The sequence below is a fragment of the Stenotrophomonas sp. YJH_SMC_131 genome, assembly GCF_059367975.1.
In genome coordinates this window covers 153,367-171,738 of the sequence record NZ_JCAFRJ010000007.1, presented here as the reverse complement: position 1 = coordinate 171,738, position 18,372 = coordinate 153,367, and the positions used below count along the sequence as shown (strand labels likewise).

At 68.5% G+C, this 18,372-nt stretch carries 12 protein-coding genes; 10 read left to right on the top strand and 2 right to left on the bottom strand.

Annotated elements, in window-relative coordinates; translation table 11 throughout:
• Positions 1 to 30 precede the first annotated feature (30 nt).
• On the bottom strand, positions 31 to 666 hold the full coding sequence (locus AC5P56_RS15720) for a tetratricopeptide repeat protein (RefSeq protein ID WP_046427754.1): 636 nt from the start codon (positions 664 to 666) through the stop codon (positions 31 to 33).
• A gap of 169 nt (positions 667 to 835) precedes the next feature.
• On the opposite strand from AC5P56_RS15720, the gene AC5P56_RS15715 reads away from it, so the two are divergent.
• Positions 836 to 4,522 (top strand): indolepyruvate ferredoxin oxidoreductase family protein, encoded by a 3,687-nt coding sequence (locus tag AC5P56_RS15715; protein ID WP_495231788.1) that lies wholly within the window; start codon positions 836 to 838, stop codon positions 4,520 to 4,522.
• A gap of 73 nt (positions 4,523 to 4,595) precedes the next feature.
• On the opposite strand, the gene AC5P56_RS15710 is transcribed toward AC5P56_RS15715, so the two are convergent.
• Positions 4,596 to 5,210, bottom strand: a complete 615-nt coding sequence (locus AC5P56_RS15710) for a DUF938 domain-containing protein (RefSeq protein ID WP_032961616.1) — start codon at positions 5,208 to 5,210, stop codon at positions 4,596 to 4,598.
• A 766-nt stretch (positions 5,211 to 5,976) separates the two neighbouring features.
• On the opposite strand from AC5P56_RS15710, the gene AC5P56_RS15705 reads away from it, so the two are divergent.
• From AC5P56_RS15705 to AC5P56_RS15665, 9 genes are read left to right on the top strand one after another with little or no spacing between them, the layout of a single operon-like run.
• Positions 5,977 to 7,608, top strand: coding sequence for a TldD/PmbA family protein (locus AC5P56_RS15705; protein WP_032957606.1), 1,632 nt, complete (start codon positions 5,977 to 5,979; stop codon positions 7,606 to 7,608).
• Positions 7,609 to 7,638: 30 nt separating this feature from the next.
• On the top strand, positions 7,639 to 9,273 hold the full coding sequence (locus AC5P56_RS15700; protein ID WP_014645477.1) for a TldD/PmbA family protein: 1,635 nt from the start codon (positions 7,639 to 7,641) through the stop codon (positions 9,271 to 9,273).
• Positions 9,274 to 9,294: 21 nt separating this feature from the next.
• Positions 9,295 to 10,629: a TldD/PmbA family protein gene (locus AC5P56_RS15695; RefSeq protein ID WP_014645476.1), complete on the top strand. Its 1,335-nt coding sequence runs from the start codon at positions 9,295 to 9,297 to the stop codon at positions 10,627 to 10,629.
• The gene (locus AC5P56_RS15690) at positions 10,629 to 11,336 is read left to right on the top strand and encodes a DUF4159 domain-containing protein (protein ID WP_495231787.1); all 708 of its coding nucleotides are present in this window, start codon (positions 10,629 to 10,631) and stop codon (positions 11,334 to 11,336) included. The genes AC5P56_RS15695 and AC5P56_RS15690 overlap by 1 nt, the downstream gene beginning before the upstream one ends.
• Positions 11,337 to 11,352: 16 nt before the next feature.
• Positions 11,353 to 12,336: an AAA family ATPase gene (locus AC5P56_RS15685; protein WP_014645475.1), complete on the top strand. Its 984-nt coding sequence runs from the start codon at positions 11,353 to 11,355 to the stop codon at positions 12,334 to 12,336.
• A 7-nt stretch (positions 12,337 to 12,343) separates the two neighbouring features.
• Positions 12,344 to 13,240, top strand: coding sequence for a DUF58 domain-containing protein (locus AC5P56_RS15680; RefSeq protein WP_046427741.1), 897 nt, complete (start codon positions 12,344 to 12,346; stop codon positions 13,238 to 13,240).
• Entirely contained in the window at positions 13,237 to 14,358 is a 1,122-nt protein-coding gene (locus AC5P56_RS15675) for a BatA domain-containing protein (RefSeq protein ID WP_495231786.1), read from the top strand. Before AC5P56_RS15680 ends, AC5P56_RS15675 begins: the two co-directional genes overlap by 4 nt.
• Positions 14,355 to 16,523 (top strand): hypothetical protein, encoded by a 2,169-nt coding sequence (locus AC5P56_RS15670; RefSeq protein WP_495231785.1) that lies wholly within the window; start codon positions 14,355 to 14,357, stop codon positions 16,521 to 16,523. Before AC5P56_RS15675 ends, AC5P56_RS15670 begins: the two co-directional genes overlap by 4 nt.
• On the top strand, positions 16,520 to 18,328 hold the full coding sequence (locus AC5P56_RS15665) for a hypothetical protein (protein ID WP_495231784.1): 1,809 nt from the start codon (positions 16,520 to 16,522) through the stop codon (positions 18,326 to 18,328). The genes AC5P56_RS15670 and AC5P56_RS15665 overlap by 4 nt, the downstream gene beginning before the upstream one ends.
• Positions 18,329 to 18,372 lie beyond the last annotated feature (44 nt).

The window sequence follows — 18,372 nt, the reverse complement described above, 5'->3', positions numbered from 1 at the left end:
GTGCCGGGTGCAACCCGGCCCCCCCCTCCCTCAGGGCCAGGCCGGCGGCGCGGCCGCCCAGGCCTGCTGCACTTCCGCCAGCGAGGCGCGCTCGTCGTCACGCCACAACGGCAACAACTGCGCAAAGCGGCTGCTGTCGCTCCATTGCGTCGGCTCGGTACGCACCGCTGCGGCATACCACTGCACCGCCTCCTGCTTCTGCCCGGCCCGCCACAGCGCCAGCGCATAGGTGGGTGGCAGCCAGCCCGGCTTGCTCAGCGAACCACCGGCAGCGGCCTGCCATTGCTCCAGGGCGGCTTCGGGCTGGCCCTGACGCAGCAGGTCCCAGCCGTAATTCCAGCGCACGCTACGGCCCAGGCTGCCCTGCACCGGCGCATCCTTCAGTGCTTCGCGATACAGCTGTTCACCCAGCTCGGTGCGGCCCTGCGCAATGGCCACCGACGCCAGCTGCACGGTGGCCTCCACGGTACGCCGGCCGCGCTCGCGCTGTTTGAGCAGCTGCGCCACCAGCGCATCCCCGTCGGACTGGACCACGATCATGGGCACGGCGGCCGCATCGCTGTCGAAGTAGAACTCCTGTGGTGCCGGCACCGCCGGCGCGGCCCACACGGGGGCCGTTCCCGAGACCAGCAACATGCTGCCCAGGATCTTTGCTGCAACTGACATCCCTTCTCCCCAGGCCGCAACCGCAGCCTCCCTCTCTCTCCCCGATCCTAACCCCAGCATGGCCGCCGGCGCGAGTGCCGGGGCGGTCGGGCCTCGCTGCTACAATTCGCGCCTTTCCCGCCGCGTGCCTGCACGCGGCCGGTGCCAGCCGATCCTGACCGGGCCAGCCATGACCAGTACCGCGCAACTCACTTCGCCCTCTTCCGCCGACCTGATCGACCGTGACTACACGCTCGACCACAAGTACACCCGCAACGAGGGGCGGATCTACCTGAGTGGCGTGCAGGCGCTGGTGAAACTGCCGTTGATGCAGCGGCTGCGCGACGCGCACGAAGGCATCGACAGCGCCGGTTTCGTCAGTGGCTACCGTGGCAGCCCGCTGGGCGGCTTTGACCTGGAGCTGTGGCGCGCGCGCAAACACCTCGACGCGGCCAAGGTGAAGTTCACCCCCGGCCTGAACGAGGACCTGGGCGCCACCATGGTGTGGGGCACCCAGCAGACCAACCTGTTCCCCGGCGCCAACGTGCAGGGCGTGTTCGGCATGTGGTACGGCAAGGGCCCGGGCGTGGACCGCTGCGGCGACGTGTTCAAGCACGCCAATGCCGCCGGCACCTCGCGCCATGGCGGCGTGCTGGCGCTGGCCGCCGATGACCACGCCTGCCGCAGTTCAACCCTGCCGCATGGCAGCGAGGACGAGTTCGTCAGCGCCATGATGCCAGTGCTGAACCCGGCCGGCGTGCAGGACATCCTGGACATGGGCCTGCTGGGCTGGGCGATGAGCCGCTACACCGGCCGCTGGGTCGGCTTCAAGACGATCGCCGAGACGGTGGAATCGTCGGCCTCGGTCGAGGTCGATCCGATGGCGCGCCGCATCGTGCTGCCGGAAGACTTCGAAATGCCTACGGGCGGCCTCAACATCCGCTGGCCGGACCCGCCGCTGGACCAGGAAATGCGCCTGCACCGCTATGCGGTGAAGGCTGCACAGGCGTTCGCCCGCGCCAATGGCATCGACAAGGTGGTGATGGATGCGCCGCGCGCGCGGCTGGGCATCGTCACCACCGGCAAGAGCTACCTGGACGTGCTGCAGGCGCTGGAATACCTGGGCCTGGACGAAGCCGCCTGCGCCGACATCGGCATCCGCGTGTACAAGGTCGGCATGACCTGGCCGCTGGAGCCGCAGGGCATCGCGCGCTTCGCGCAGGGCCTGGAAGACATCATCGTGGTGGAGGAGAAGCGTGCCTTCATCGAGCGCCAGATGAAGGAACAGTTCTTCAACTGGCCGGCCAGCTGGGGCCAGCGCCCGTCCATCGTCGGCAAGTACGACGAGAGCGGTGAGTGGATCCTGCCGTCCACCGGTGAACTGACCCCGGCCACCATCGCCGGCGTGATCGGTCGCCGCATCCAGAAGTTCTTCAACAACGCATCGATCGAGCAGCGCCTGCAGTGGATGCAGGAGAAGGAAGCCGAACTTGCGTTGCCGCGCGCCAGTTTTCCGCGCGTGCCGCACTACTGCTCCGGCTGCCCGCACAACACGTCCACCAACGTGCCGGAAGGCTCGCGTGCGCTGGCCGGCATCGGTTGCCATTACATGGTGACCTGGATGGACCGCAGCACCGATACCTTCACCCACATGGGCGGCGAAGGCGTGACCTGGGCCGGGCAGGCGCCGTTCACCGATACCCCGCACGTGTTCCAGAACCTCGGCGACGGCACCTACTTCCACAGCGGTTCGCTGGCGATCCGCCAGGCGGTCGCTGCCGGCGTCAACATCACCTACAAGATCCTCTACAACGATGCGGTGGCGATGACCGGCGGCCAGCCGGTGGACGGCCCGCTGAGCGTGCCGGACATCGCAAAGCAGATGCGCGCCGAAGGGATCCACACCATCGTGGTGCTGTCGGACAACATCGGCAAGTGGACCGGCCAGCGCGAGCACTTCCCCAGCGACGTCGAGTTCCATGACCGCAGCGAGCTGGACGATGTGCAGAAGCGCCTGCGCGAAGTGAAGGGTGTTTCGATCCTGATCTACGAACAGACCTGCGCCACCGAGAAGCGCCGCCGCCGCAAGCGCGGCAAGCTGGAAGACCCGCAGAAGCGGGTGCTGATCAATTCGCTGGTCTGCGAAGGCTGCGGCGACTGCGGCAAGAAGAGCTTCTGCGTGTCGGTGCTGCCGAAGGAAACCGAGTTCGGGCGCAAGCGCGAGATCGACCAGTCCAACTGCAACAAGGACTATTCCTGCGTGAACGGCTTCTGCCCGAGCTTCGTCACCGTGCACGGTGGCCAGCCGCGCAAGGGCAGCAAGCGCGATGCGTCCACGCTGCTGGACAACCTGCCGGCACCGACCCTTCGCGACAGCCTGGAACAGCCCTGGAACATCCTGATCACCGGCGTCGGCGGTACCGGCGTGGTGACCATTGGCGCGCTGCTGGGCATGGCCGGCCACCTGGAAGGCAAGGGTGCGACCGTGCTCGACCAGACCGGCCTGGCGCAGAAGGGCGGCGCGGTGACCACGCATATCCGCATTGCCCGTCGCCCTGAAGACATCCACGCCGTGCGTATCGCCGCCGGTGAGGCCGACCTGGTGCTGGGCTGCGACATGGTGGTGGTCAACGATTACTGGGCGCTGTCGAAGGTGCGCGCCGGCCGTTCGCAGGTGGTGCTGAACACCTACGAAGCGATGCCGGGCACGTTCACCACCCGCCCGGACATGCAGTTCCCCGCCGCCGACATCATCGCCGGCGTGCGCGTGGCACTGGGCGGCCAGGAACCACTGCTGCTCGATGCCACCCAGCTGGCCACCGCGCTGCTGGGCGATGCCATCGCCGCCAACCTGTTCATCCTCGGCTACGCCTGGCAGCAGGGCCTGGTGCCGCTGTCGTTCGACTCCCTGATGCGCGCCATCGAGCTCAATGGCGCCGCCGTGGCGATGAACCAGCAGGCCTTTGCGTGGGGCCGCCTGGCCGTGGTCGATCCGCAGGCCGTGCAGCAGGCCGCCGGCCTGGTGCGCAACCGCCACACCGATGCCGAATCCACCCCGGGCCCGCTGCATCCGCTGCCGCCAGGCGAGTGGGAGGGCAATGAATGGGGTGCCACTGCGGCACCGCGCAACACCGGCGACGAACGCGAACTGCGCAGCCTGCCCTCGCACGGTGGCGACGTGGCGTTCCTGCCGCTGGATGACGCCCGCCTGTCGCGCTCGCTGGATGAAATGATCGAGCGCCGCGCCGCGTTCCTGGTCGAGTACCAGGACACTGCCTACGCCAACCGCTACCGCCGCCTGGTCGAGCGCGTGCGCACCGCCGAAGCCGAGCGCATCGGCGGCTCCACTGCGCTGACCGAGACCGTGGCCCGCTACCTGTTCAAGCTGATGGCCTACAAGGACGAGTACGAAGTGGCCCGCCTGTACACCAGCGGCGACTTCCAGCGCCGCCTGCAGCAGCAGTTCGAGGGCGATTACCAGCTGCGCTTCCACCTGGCGCCGCCGCTGTTCGCCAGGAAGGATGAGCAGGGCCGGTTGCTGAAGAAGGAATACGGCCCGTGGATGTTCAAGGCCTTCGGCCTGCTGGCCAGGCTGAAGTTCCTGCGTGGCGGCCGCTTCGACGTATTCGGGCGCACCGCGGAACGCCGCATGGAGCGCAAGCTGATCGGCGATTACGAGGCCACCGTGCAGGTATTGCTGGACGGCCTGGATGACGACCGCCTGGCCCTGGCGGTGGAGATTGCCAGCATCCCCGAGCACATCCGCGGCTTCGGCCACGTCAAGGAAGCGCATTTCGAGCAGGCCAAGGCGCGCGAAGCGGCCCTGCTGGCGCAGTGGCGCAATCCGAAGGCGCTGCATATCGTGCAGGTGGCCTGAAGGGAGTGCCGCCCGCTGGCCGGCATTCATCCCGGCAATCGGTTGCCGGCCAGCGGCCGGCACTACCGATGGTTTACCCCAACCGCCACAGCAGCAGGCGGTTGTTGGCCGGCATCGCCACATCCCCCAGGCGGGTGAATCCGTGGTCGGCGGCCAGCGCCTGCACCGCTTCGCTATCGCGGATGCCGCTGCGCGGGTCGCGCGCCTTCAGCCAGGCATCGAACTGCGCGTTGCTGTCGCTGCTGTAGCGGCCGCCGTAGTTGAACGGGCCGTACGCCGCCAGCAGCGCGCCGCGACGCAGCACCGATGGCAGCGCGGCGAACAACGCCTGCACGTGCGCCCAACTCATGATGTGCAGCGTGTTGGCGCTGAACGCGGCGTCGAACGTGCTGCCCTGTGGCAGGCTGAGCCCAGGCGCCGGTGGCAGTTCCACCTGCAGCGCCACCGGCGGCAGCAGGTTCAGAAGCGCCGCTTCCGCGCGCCAGGCCTCGATGCCGGGCAGATGGTCCGGATGGTCGCTGGGCTGCCAGCGCAGCCAGGGCCAACGCTCGGCGAAGAAGGCCGCGTGCTGGCCGGTGCCGCTGCCGATTTCCAGCACCCGATGGCGGTCGCCCATCCACGGGTCGAGTGCGGCGGCGATCGGTTCGCGGTTGCGCTCGCAGGCTTCTGAATGCGGCTTGCTCGACATCAGGACGGTGTCCAGGCGGGGTCGGCCCATTGTGCACGAGGGGGGTGTTCCGAGCAGGGCTGCGCCCTGCACCTGCTTCAAGCCACAGCAACGGCAACAGCCAAAGCAACAGCAACAGCGGGCTTCCTGAGGGATGGCGGGGTGGATCCGGTGGCAGGGGACGCCGTAAATCCGTCCATGGAGGCTCGGTCGCGCCATCCATGGCGCTCACGCCCCTGCCACCGGACCCACCCCGCCTTCGACAGTTGGCCGCGATCTGTCGGAAACACTCTTGGGGTCAGATCCGTTTTCCGCAGGAAAACGGATCTGACCCCGAATTTCATTCGATATCTGACAGATGTGTCGACCAAGGTCGACACCTACCAGCAGCGCACGGAATCTGTCAGAGGCGGGGCGGTGTGGGTGGGCAGGACCGTTGGCGCCATGGATGGCGCCATCGAGCCCCCAGGGGTGAGGGCGCTTTGCTTGCGAAGCACTGCTTCGCAAGCGCCCGAACGCACAGCCGCCAGCGGCTGGGCCGGACCCCGGAGGGGGGTTTACGGCGTGTCCTGCCCACCCACACCGCCCCGCCATCCCTCAGCAAGCCCGCTGTTGCTGTGGCTGTTGCTCCGGCTCTGAGCAGGTGCAGGGCTGCAAGCCCTGCCGAAACACCCCCAACCATGACTGCAGTCACTTGCCCGGATGCCCCGCGCTGGCGAAAGTCGAGTGGTTGACGTGATCGGCTCGGCCCGTTGCCGGCCGCACGCAAGCGAGAGAGAGAAACGCTGTGCAACGACGTGAGTTCCTGGCTTTTTCCGGTCTGGGCCTGGCGGGCCTGCTGCTGCCGCATTCCCGTGCCATCGCCGCCGAGCAACTGCTCGCCCCGGTCGACACCCTCCAGCGCAGGCGCCTAGCGGACGTGGCGCTGGCCACCGCACGCACGGCCAAGGCCAGCTACTGCGATGTGCGCATCGGCCGCTACCTCAACCAGTCGGTCATCACCCGCGAGCATCAGGTCGGCAACGTGACCAACCGCGAATCGTCCGGCGTGGGCGTGCGGGTGATCGTCAACGGGGCCTGGGGCTTCGCCGCCACCCACCAGCAGACCGAGGCCGCCGTACGCGCTGCGGTCGAGCAGGCGGCCGCGATCGCCCGCGCCAACGCCAGCATCCAGACCCGGCCGGTGCAGCTGGCGCCGACGCCGCCGGTCGGGGAGGTGCGCTGGCAGACCCCCGTCCGCAGGAACGCGATGGCGGTGCCGATCCAGGACAAGGTCGAACTGCTGCTGGCCCTCAATGCCGCCGCGCTGGATGCGGGCGCCGACTACATCAATTCCACCCTGTTCCTGGTCAACGAACAGAAGTACTTCGCCTCCAGCGATGGCTCGTTCATCGACCAGGACATCCATCGCATCTGGCTGCCGTTCACCGCCACCGCCATCGACAAGGCCAGCGGCAGGTTCCGCACCCGCGCCGGCCTGTCCTCGCCGATGGGCATGGGCTATGAGTTCCTCGATGGCGATGCGCGCGGCAAGGTGCACCTGCCCGGTGGCATCACCGCTTACCGCGATTCCTACGACCCGGTCGAGGACGCCATTGCGGCCGCCCGCCACGCGCGCGAGAAACTGAAGGCGCCGTCGGTGAAGCCCGGCAAGTACGACCTGGTGCTGGACCCGTCCAACCTGTTCCTGACCATCCACGAAAACGTCGGCCACCCGCTGGAGCTGGACCGCGTGCTCGGCTACGAAGCCAACTACGCCGGCACCAGCTTCGCCACGCTGGACAAGCGCGATGCGGGTTTCCGCTGGGGCAGCGACATCGTCACCTTCTTCGCCGACAAGACCCAGCCGGGCAGCCTCGGTGCGGTCGGCTACGACGACGAGGGCGTCAAGACCCAGCGCTGGGACCTGGTGCGCGACGGCATCCTGGTCGATTACCAGGCCACCCGTGATGAAGCCCATATCCTCGGCCGCGATGCATCGCATGGCTGCAGCTACGCCGATTCCTGGTCCAGCGTGCAGTTCCAGCGCATGGCCAATGTCTCGCTGGCGCCGGGCAAGCAGCCGCTCAGCGTCGAGGACATGATCAAGGACGTGGAGAACGGTATCTACATCCACGGCCGGGGGTCGTACTCGATCGACCAGCAGCGCTACAACGCGCAGTTCGGTGGCCAGCTGTACTACCAGATCAAGGACGGAAAGATCGCCGGCATGGTCGAGGATGCGGCCTACCAGATCCGCACGCCGGAATTCTGGAATGCCTGCACGGCCATCTGCGATGAACGCGATTTCCGCCTGGGCGGTTCGTTCTTCGACGGCAAGGGCCAGCCCGGCCAGGTCTCGGCGGTCTCGCACGGTTCGTCCACCACCCGCTTCAACGGCATCAACATCATCAACACCGCGCGCAGTCTCGGCGCTTGAGCCACCCATCCTTCGACATGGAGAGCAGCCTTGCAAAGACGTGACTTCCTGGCCCTGACCGGGCTTACCGCGGGCGGGCTGATCGTGCCCTCCTTCTTCGGCAAGGTGATCGCCGCCGAGCAGCTGCAGTCCAGCCTCGACCCGGCATTGAAGAAGCGCCTGGCCGACGCGGCGCTGCAGGCGGCGCGCAGCGCCGGCGCCACCTACTGCGACGTGCGCATCGGCCGCTACCTGCGGCAGTTCGTGATCACCCGCGAGGACAAGGTGCAGAACGTGGTGAACACCGAGTCCACCGGCGTGGGCATCCGCGTGATCGTCAACGGCGCCTGGGGCTTTGCCGCCACCAACGCACTGGGTACCGCCGACGTGGCCAGGGCCGCGCAGCAGGCGGCGGCCATCGCCAAGGCCAATGCCGGCGTGCAGACCGCACCGGTGCAGCTGGCCAAGGCGCCGGGCGTGGGTGAGGTGAGCTGGCGCACGCCGATCCGCAAGAATGCGATGGAGGTGCCGATCAAGGACAAGGTCGGCCTGCTGCTGGACGTCAACGCTGCCGCAATGGGCGCTGGTGCCAGCTTCGTCAACTCGATGCTGTTCCTGGTCAACGAGCAGAAGTACTTTGCTTCCACCGATGGTTCCTATATCGACCAGGACGTGCACCGCATCTGGGCGCCGATGACGGTCACCGCCATCGACAAGAGCAGCGGCAAGTTCCGCACCCGTTCGGGCCTGTCCTCGCCGATGGGCCTGGGCTACGAGTACCTGGACGGCGCCGCCGCCGGCAAGGTGGTCAGCCCGAATGGCGTGGTCAACTACAGTTCTTCCTACGACATGAAGGAAGACGCCATCGCCGCCGCCCGGCAGGCGCAGGAAAAGCTGAAGGCCCCGTCGGTGAAGCCGGGCAAGTACGATCTGGTGCTCGATCCGTCGCATACCTGGCTGACCATCCACGAGTCGATCGGCCACCCGCTGGAACTGGACCGCGTGCTCGGCTACGAAGCCAACTACGCCGGCACCAGCTTCGCCACCCTGGACAAGCGCGAACAGCATTTCCAGTACGGCAGCGAGCTGGTCAACATCTTCGCCGACAAGACCCAGCCCGGCAGCCTCGGCGCGGTGGCATACGACGATGAAGGCGTGAAGTGCAAGCGCTGGGACCTGATCAGCAACGGCAAGCTGGTGGACTACCAGACCATCCGCGACCAGGCCCACATCCTCGGCAAGACCGAGTCCGACGGCTGCTGCTATGCCGACTCGTGGTCCAGCGTGCAGTTCCAGCGCATGGCCAACGTGTCGATGGCACCGGGCAAGACGCCGCTGAGCGTGCCGGACCTGATCAAGGACGTGGAGAACGGCATCTACATCATCGGTGATGGCTCGTTCTCGATCGACCAGCAGCGCTACAACGCGCAGTTCGGCGGCCAGCTGTTCTACGAGATCAAGAACGGCCAGATCACCCGCATGCTGGAAGACGTGGCTTACCAGATCCGCACGCCGGAGTTCTGGAACGCCTGCACCGCCGTGGCCGACGAACGCGACTACCGCCTGGGCGGTTCGTTCTTCGACGGCAAGGGCCAGCCGGGACAGGTCTCGGCAGTCTCGCACGGCTCGTCCACCGCGCGCTTCAACGGCATCAACGTCATCAACACCGCACGCAGCCTCGGCTGACCGGTCAGGAGCCCTTACACCATGAGTATCTTCACCGAAGCCCAGGCCAAGGCCATCCTCGACAAGGTCATCGCCCTGTCCAAGGCCGACGAGTGCACCGCCGTGCTGGCCGGCGCGATCAGCGGCAACATCCGCTTCGCGCTGAACAATGTCTCCACCAGTGGCATCGTCGACAACACCGAACTGGCAGTCACCGTCGCCTTCGGCAAGCGCGTCGGCACCGCCTCGATCAACGAGTTCGACGATGCCGCGCTGGAACGCGTGGTGCGCCGTGCCGAAGACCTGGCCCGCCTGGCCCCGGAGAACCCGGAGTTCATGCCGGCCATCGGCAAGCAGAGCTACCGCGCCAGCCCCACCTTCAGCGAATCCACTGCTGCCATCGATCCGGCGTTCCGTGCCAAGGTCGCCGCCGATTCGATCGCCCCGTGCCGTGGTCACGGCCTGATCGCCGCCGGCTTCCTCGAGGACGGCCAGGGCTTCCAGGCCACCGCCAACAGCAACGGCAACTTCGCCTACCAGCGCACCACCAACTTCGATTACACCTGCACCGTGCGCACTGAAGATGGCCGCGGCTCGGGCTGGGTCGGCCGCAACCTGAAGGATGCGGCCGACTTCAAGGCCGACCAGGACATCCGCATCGCCATGCGCAAGGCCACCGAGTCGGCCGAAGCCAAGGCGCTGGAACCGGGCAAGTACACGGTGATCCTGGAGCCGGCCGCAGCGGCAGGCCTGATCAGCTTCATGATGAACTTCTTCAGTGCGCGCTCGGCCGATGAAGGCCGCAGCTTCCTGTCGAAGAAGGGTGGTGGCAACAAGCTGGGCGAGCAGGTCTACGACCCGCGCGTGACCATGATCGCCGATCCGTGGCATCCGGACGCACCGGTGCTGCCGTGGGACAACGAAGGCCTGCCGCGCGAGCGCATGGCCATCATCGAGAACGGCAAGATCGCCAACCTGGACTACTCGCGCTTCTGGGCGCAGAAGCAGGGCAAGACCGCCAAGGCCTCGCCGGGCAACCTGCTGATGAGCGGTGGCGACAAAAGCACCGCCGAGCTGGTGCGTGGCACCCAGAAGGGCATCCTGGTCACGCGTACCTGGTACATCCGCATGGTCGATCCGCAGACGGTGCTGCTGACCGGCCTCACCCGCGACGGCACCTTCTACATCGAGAACGGCCAGATCAAGCACCCGGTGAAGAACTTCCGCTTCAACGAGTCGCCGGTGATCATGCTCAACAACATCGAAGAGCTGGGCAAGCCGGTGCGTGTGGCCGGTGATGAGTCCAGCTACGTGATGATGATCCCGCCGATGAAGCTGCGCGATTTCACCTTCACCTCGCTGTCCGACGCCGTCTGATGGATCGCCGGGCCTGCCTGCGCTGGTTGGCCGCTGCCGCTTCGGCGGCGGCGCTGCCGGCCTGGGCACAGGCAGGCCCGCGCAGTTCGCGCTACGACTTCTGGTTCACCCGCCTGCAGTACGACTCCGGTGACTGGGACGTGGACGCGCGCATGCCGTCCAACCTGATCACCTCGCTGATCGACTACACCTCGCTGCGCGTGGACCCGCAGGAGCACGTGGTGGCACTGGCCGACCCGCGCATGCTGGCAGCGCCGTTCTGCTACCTGGCCGGCCACACGCTGGTGGAGTTCAATGCCGCCGAGCGGCAGAACTTCGTGCGCTATGTGCGCAATGGTGGCTTCGTCTTCGTCGACGACTGCAACCACGATATCGATGGGCTGTTCGCCACCTCGTTCGAGGCACAGATGGGCCGCCTGTTTGGTTCCAGGGCACTGCAGAAGCTGCCCAACAGCCACCCGCTGTACCGCAGCTTCTTCCGTTTCCCCGATGGCCCGCCGGCCACCAGCTTCGAACTCAACGGCTGGGGCGACGACCTGGTGCACGACTACCTGAAGGGCATCGAGATCGATGGCCGCCTGGGGCTGCTCTACAGCAACAAGGACTACGGCTGCGAGTGGGACTACGACTGGCGCAACAAGCGTTTCCTGGCCGAAGACAACACCCGCTTCGGCGTCAACATCGTGATGTACGCGTTGAACAATTGATAGGACCGGCACGCCCATGACTTCCCCCGACCTCGATTCCCTGTTGCCACGCCTGGATGCGCTGCGCGCCGCGCTTGCACGCGCCGTGGTGGGCCAGCACACCGTGGTCGAGCAGCTGCTGATCGGCCTGCTGGCCGGCGGCCACTGCCTGCTGGAAGGCGCGCCCGGGCTCGGCAAGACCCTGCTGGTGCGCTCGCTCGGGCAGGCGCTGGAACTGCAGTTCCGGCGCGTGCAGTTCACCCCCGACCTGATGCCCAGCGACATCCTCGGCACCGAGCTGCTGGAGGAAGACCACGGCACCGGCCATCGCCATTTCCGTTTCCAGCAGGGCCCGATCTTCACCCACCTGCTGTTGGCAGACGAACTCAACCGCACCCCGCCCAAGACCCAGGCCGCACTGCTGGAAGCGATGCAGGAACGCACGGTCAGCTACGCCGGCACCACCTACGCACTGCCGGCGCCGTTCTTCGTGCTGGCCACACAGAACCCGATCGAGCAGGCGGGCACTTACCCACTGCCGGAAGCGCAGCTGGACCGCTTCCTGCTGCACGTGCTGGTGGATTACCCCAGCGAGGACGAGGAGCGGCAGATCCTGGAACAGACCACCGGCGGCGCCACCGACGCGGTGCCGAAGGTGATGGATGCAGAGGCGGTGATCGCGCTGCAGGCCGCCGTACGCCAGGTGCATGTCAGCCCGGATGTGCTGGCCTGGATCACCCGCCTGGTGCGCGCCAGCCGCCCAGGCGAAGGCGCACCCGCCGCGATCAACCAGTGGGTGAAGTGGGGCGCGGGCCCGCGCGCCGGACAGTCGCTGGTGCTGGCGGCAAAAGCGCGCGCATTGCTGCAGGGCCGCTTTGCCGCCACCCGCGAGGATGTGCAGGCGCTGGCCGCGCCGGTGATGCGCCATCGCCTGCTGCTGTCGTTCGCCGCCGAGGCCGAGCAGAAGCGTGCCGACGACGTGGTCGCCGCCCTGCTGCAGGCCGTGCCGTTCCCGGGTTGAGCCACCCGTGAACGCCGGTACCCCGCTGACCTTGCCACCGGAACTGCGTGCGCGCCTGCGCACGCTCCGCGTGCGGCCACGCCTGGCCAGTGGCGCCAGTGGCATCGGCCAGCACGCCAGCCGCAGCCGCGGTGCCGGCCTCGAATTCGCCCAGTACCGTGCCTACGAACCAGGCGATGAGCTGCGCCAGATCGACTGGAAGCTGTATGCACGCTCGGACCGCTTCTTCGTGCGCGAATCCGAACGCGAAAGCCCGATCACGGTCTGGCTGCTGCTTGATGCCACCGCCTCGGCCGGCCAGGCCGATCGCGCGGCACCGCAGCGCACCCGCCTGGACCACATGCGCGGTGTGGCCGCCTGCGTGGTGGAACTGGCCCTGCAGCAGGGCGACCGTTTCGGCCTGCTGGCGATCAATGGCGATGGACTGCAGTTGGTGCCCGCAGCGAACGGCGCACGCCAGCGTGATCGCGTGCACCTGCAACTGCATGCGCTGCAGGCGCGTGGCGGCTGGCCTGTGGCCGATCGCCTGCGCCCGCTGTGGGAGCGCGTGCGCCCGGGCGACCTGCTGCTGGCGATCGGCGACGGTTTTGACGAGGCCGGCATTGTGCTGCTGGAACAACTGGCCAGCGCACGCCGCGAAGTGGCACTGCTGCAGATCCTCACCGCCGACGAGCGTGACTTCCCGTTCGGCGCAGGCCATCGCTTCCGCGATCCGGAGACCGGCGAGGAACTGCTGGGCGATGGCGCGGCGATCCGCACCGACTACCTGCAACGCTTCGCTGACGCACGCAACGCATTGCAGTCGCGCCTGCAGGCCAGCGGCATCGCCAGTGCCACTGGCTGGCTCGACCAGCCGCTGGACCAACCACTGCAGGCACTGTTTGGCCGCAGGGGCGGCGCATGACCCTGCTGTTCCCGTTGGGCCTGGCCGCGCTCGCTGCAGGGTTGCTGCCGCTGCTGATTCATCTCGCCCGCCGCCATCCGTACACACCGCTGGATTTCGCCGCGCTGCGCTGGCTGCGTGCACAGATCCGGCCGCGCCAGCGCATCCGCTTCGATGACTGGCCGTTGCTGCTGGTGCGCCTGCTGTTGCTGGCCGCGTTGGCCTTGCTGCTGGCACGACCTGCATTGACCGGGCCTGCGCCAGCCCCCACTGCGTGGACGGTCGTAGCCCCAGGGCTGGACGCGACCGCACTACGCGGCACCGCCGAAGCGGGCAACTGGCATTGGCTGGCGCCCGGCTTCCCGGCCATTGATCAAGTGCCACCCGCGTCCACGGCTTCCCTGCCCAGCCTGCTGCGCGAACTGGACGCACAGCTGCCTGCGGGCACCGCATTGACCGTGCACGTTCCCGATCCCCTGCCCGGCCTGGACGGCGCACGCCTGCAGCTGTCGCGCGAGGTGCAGTGGCGTCCGCAGGCGATACCGGTGAGTGAGCAACCGAGTGCCGCAACGTTGCCGCGCCTGCGCGTGCACAGCGATGCTTCGGCCGCCGTCCAGCACTGGTTGAATGCACTGCAGCGCGCGTGGGGCAGGCAGGCGCCGCTCGCGCCTCTGGTGGCGGATGCGCTGCCCGAACGCGGCGAGATCGGCGTGTGGAGCCGCACTGGCGCACTGCCGGCGAACTGGCAGGCGTGGCTGCAGGACGGCGGACGTGTAGTGACTGCCGGCAAGCCTGCCGCCGAGGCCAGCATCCTGCTGCGCAACACCGAGGGCTCCCCGCTGCTGTGGCAGCAACGCATCGGCCACGGTGTCCTGCTGTCTCTGCCCGGCGACTGGGATGCCTCAGGCAACGCTGCGCTGCGCGATCCACAGTTGCCACGCGCGCTGCTGCTGGCTCTGCAGCCGCCTCCGCTGCCACGCCTCGGCGATGCCCGGGACCAGGCCCCCCGCCAGGCAGCACTGCCTGCGGCAACGCCGCCGCTGCGCAAGCTCACTCCGTGGTTGCTGCTGGCCATCGTGCTGCTGTTCGCGCTGGAACGCTGGATGGCCAGCAGTCATCGACGCAGGGGGCCCGCATGAACACCCTGCAGCTCGCCTGGCAGCACGCGCGCCGCCGCCGTGCGCTCGTCACCCTGCTGCTGGGCCTGCCGTGGGCGCTGGCCGCAACGGTGCTGGCGCTGCGCCTGGCGGGCTTCGATATCGCCTGCGTGATCGGCACCATCGGCCTGCTTGCCTGCGCAGCGCTCGCCACGGCGCGCTCCCGCCAGCTGGACCCGCAGTGGTTGCAGCGCCAGCTCGATGGCAGCGGCGCCAGTGAGGACAGCGCCGACCTGCTGTTTGCCGATGCGCTTACCCTCAATCCGCTGCAGCAGCGCCAGCGCGCGCATGTGCTGGCCACGCTGGAACGCGCGATGCCGGAACTGCGTCCGCGCTGGCCGCGTGGAGCATTGGCGCTGTGCTGGATCGCAGGCCTGGCCATCGTTGCGCTGGCATTCGGCTGGCCACGTTCCAGCCCCGGCTCCGCGCCGGCCCGTGCGTCGGCGCCTGGCAGCACGGCTGCCGCGGGCCCACTGCACCTGCAGTCCACCCGCATGCGCATCGACGCGCCGGCCTATACCGGCCAGGCCACGCTCACCCAGAACGCACTGGATGCCAAGGTCGCCGCCGACAGCCGGCTGTCGTGGTCGTTGCGCTTCGATCGCGCACCGGACAAGGCATGGCTGCAGTTCCACGATGGTCGCCGGTTGCCGCTGAACGAACACGATGGCCAGTGGCAGGCACAGGATGTGGCGCGCACGCCGGTGCTGTACCGCGTGGTGAGCGAGCCGGCGTTGGCCGGAACCGACCTGCATCGTCTGGACGTGGTCGCCGACCGCGCGCCCGGCGTACGCGTGCTGGAGCCGGCCGCCAGCCTGGTGCTGGGCACGCCCGGGCAACGCCAGTGGTCGTTGCGCTTCGAGGCCACCGACGACTATGGCGTAGCCGCGCAGGCAACGCTGTCGATCACCACCACCCAGGGCAGCGGTGAGAACATCACCTTCGTGAAACGCAGCGTGACGCTTGCCGGCAGCGGCGAAGCCACCGCGCGGCGTTTCGCCCACACGCTTGATCTGGCTGCGCTGGGCGCGCAACCGGGCAACGATGTCATCGCCCAGCTGGAAGTGCGCGACAACCACGCGCCAACGCCGCAGACCGGGCGCAGCAGCAGCGTGATCCTGCGCCTGCCCAGCGCCGAGGTTGCACTCGGTGCCGAACTGGAAGGCCGCATCAAGAAGACCCTGCCGGCCTATTTCCGCAGCCAGCGGCAGATCATCATCGATGCCGAAGCGTTGATCCGGCAGCGACGCAGCCTCGCCACCGAGGACTTCGTGAAACGCAGCGATGCGATCGGTGTCGACCAGCGCATCCTGCGCCTGCGCTATGGCCAGTTCCTGGGCGAAGAAAGCGAAGGTGCACCGAAGCCACCGCCGACCAGCGACCTGCCCACCAGCGATGCGCCGGCTGCAGACAGCCACGACGACGATCACGATCACGGCCATGGCGGCGAGGCCGGAGCGCACGACGCGCATGGCCACGACCACGGCGGCAAGGCGTCCAATGCCGATGCGCCACCGGTGTTCGGCAGCGCCACCGATGTGCTGTCGGAGTACGGCCACACCCACGACCATGCCGAGGCCGCGACCCTGCTCGACCCACAGACCCGCGCCACGCTGAAGGCCGCGCTGGACCAGATGTGGTCGGCCGAAGGCGAGCTGCGCCAGGGCCGTCCGGAGCAGGCACTGCCGTTCGCCTACAAGGCACTGGGGTTCATCAAGCAGGTGCAGCAGGCCGAACGCATCTACCTGGCGCGGGTGGGGCCGGAGCTGCCGCCGATCGATGAAGGCCGCCGTCTGGGTGGCGATCGCGCTGGGCTGGCCAGCCGTGAACTGCCGCTGGCCGCACGCACGCCGCCCGACCCGGCCATCGTCGAAGCGTGGCAGCGCCTCGGCGATGACACCAGCGTGCCCGACCTCGACGCACTCGCCAGCTGGCAGCAGCGCAATGCCGCCTACCTGCCCGACGCACTCGATCTGGCTGCCGCCATCGAGCAGCTGCGCATCGAACCCGATTGCCGCGACTGCCGCCAGCGCCTGCGCGCGCAGCTGTGGCGGGCGCTGCAGCGTCCATTGCCGCAGGCGATGCGGCGCAGTGCCGCCGATGCGATGGGGCAGCGGTACCTTGATGCGCTGGAGGCACAGCCATGAACGCCTCCGCTGTGAACCTGTGGATTGCGCTGGCACTCGCCCTGATCGTGGTCATCGCCAGCGTGCGCCAGCTGCGTGGCAATGCCGCGCGTCGTGGCCGCCAGTGGATCGTGATTGCGCTGCAGCTGATCGCTGCCACGCTGCTGTACTTCTGCCTGGTCCCGCCCACCGGCCAGCAACCCGCGGTCGGCCTGGTCGTGCTGGGAATCGATGCCGACAAGGCCGGCGCGCTGCCGGCCAGCGCAGGCCCGCGGCTGCTGTTGCCGGAGGCTGCCGATGTGCCCGGTGGCCAGCGCGTGCCGGACCTGGCCACGGCGCTGCGCCAGCATCCGGCTTCCACGTTGACGCTGGTCGGTGCCGGCCTGGTCGCGCGTGACCGCGACGCGGTACTGCCACGCGACGTGCGCTGGCAGCCGGTAGCTCCGACGCGCGGGTGGATCGCGCTGCAGCCACCCGTCGACACCGCGCCCGGCGCACGCTTCGACGTGCATGCACAGGCGCGCGGCGTCGCCAAGGCCAAGGCGGAACTGCTTGACCCCGCCGACAGCGTGGTCGATCGCGTGGACGTTGCCGAGGACGGTCACGTGCAGCTCAGCGGCATCGCCCGCGCCGAGGGCCGCAGCGTGTTCCAGCTGCGCCTGCTCGATGCCGGCGGTCATGTGGTGGACAGCGCGCCGGTACCGCAGCAGACCCTGCCGGCGGCACCGCTGCGCATGCTGGTGCGTGCCAGTGCGCCGGGCCCGGAGCTGAAGTACCTGCGCCGCTGGGCCGCCGATACCGGCATCCGCGTGCAGGTACAGGCCGATACCGGGGCAGGTGTCAGCGTGGGGGATGGCGCGGTCGCGCTGGATGCAGCGTCACTCGCGCGCAGCGATCTGTTGCTGCTGGACGAGCGCAGCCTGACCGCATTGAGTGCCGGCCAGCTGGCTGCCGTGCGGCAGGCGTTGCGTGACGGCCTTGGCGTTCTGTTGCGCAGTGCAGGCGCACCTGCAGCCGGCGCGCGCCAGCGCCTCCGCGATCTGGGCCTGCCAGTGCAGGGCGATGGCAGCAGCCACGCCCTCGAACTTCCCGGCGATGGCGACAGCGCGGTCCTCGCCGCACGACGCGGCCCGCTCGCCGCCGGAACGCTGCCAACCGGCTACGGCGAGGAGGCTGACCGCAGCTCGCACAGTGCGCCCCTGCCCGCGCTGGAAGCACTGGCGCTGCAGGCGCCAGGCAGCAACGCCCTGCTGCGGGATGGGACGGGCAAGGCCGTCGGCGGCTGGCGCGCTGCCGGCAAGGGTCGCATCGGCCTGCTGCCGATCACCGACAGCTGGCGCTGGGTGCTGGCCGGGCGCGATGATCGCCACGGTGAACTCTGGAGCAGCGTCGTCGCCACGCTGGCGCGTGCGCAGGGCAGCGGTGATGCGCTGTGGTCGCCGCAGACGCTCGGCTGGGCGGGCGAACGGCAGGCGCTGTGCGGCGTGCAGGCGCCACTGCAGGTCTTCAACGCGCGCGGAGACAGCGTGCCCCTGATCGTCGACGGCGCAACATCGACCCTGCGCTGCGCCGGCTGGTGGCCGCGCGAGGCGGGTTGGCAGCGCCTGCAGCACGGCGACACGACGGTCTGGCGCTATGTGTTCGACCCGAAGGCCGCACCTGCACTGCACCAGCAGGCGATGATCGATGCAACCACGCGGGCGCTGGCCGTCAGCGGGCCGACGAACACGGCGATGATGCAGCCCGTGCCGGGCTCGCGCTGGCCCTGGTGGCTGGCGTTCACGGTGTGCGCTTCGCTGCTGTGGTGGCTGGAGCGGCGGCGCTGACCCGGGGTCGGATCCCTTTCGCCCACGAAAGGGCTCTGACCCCT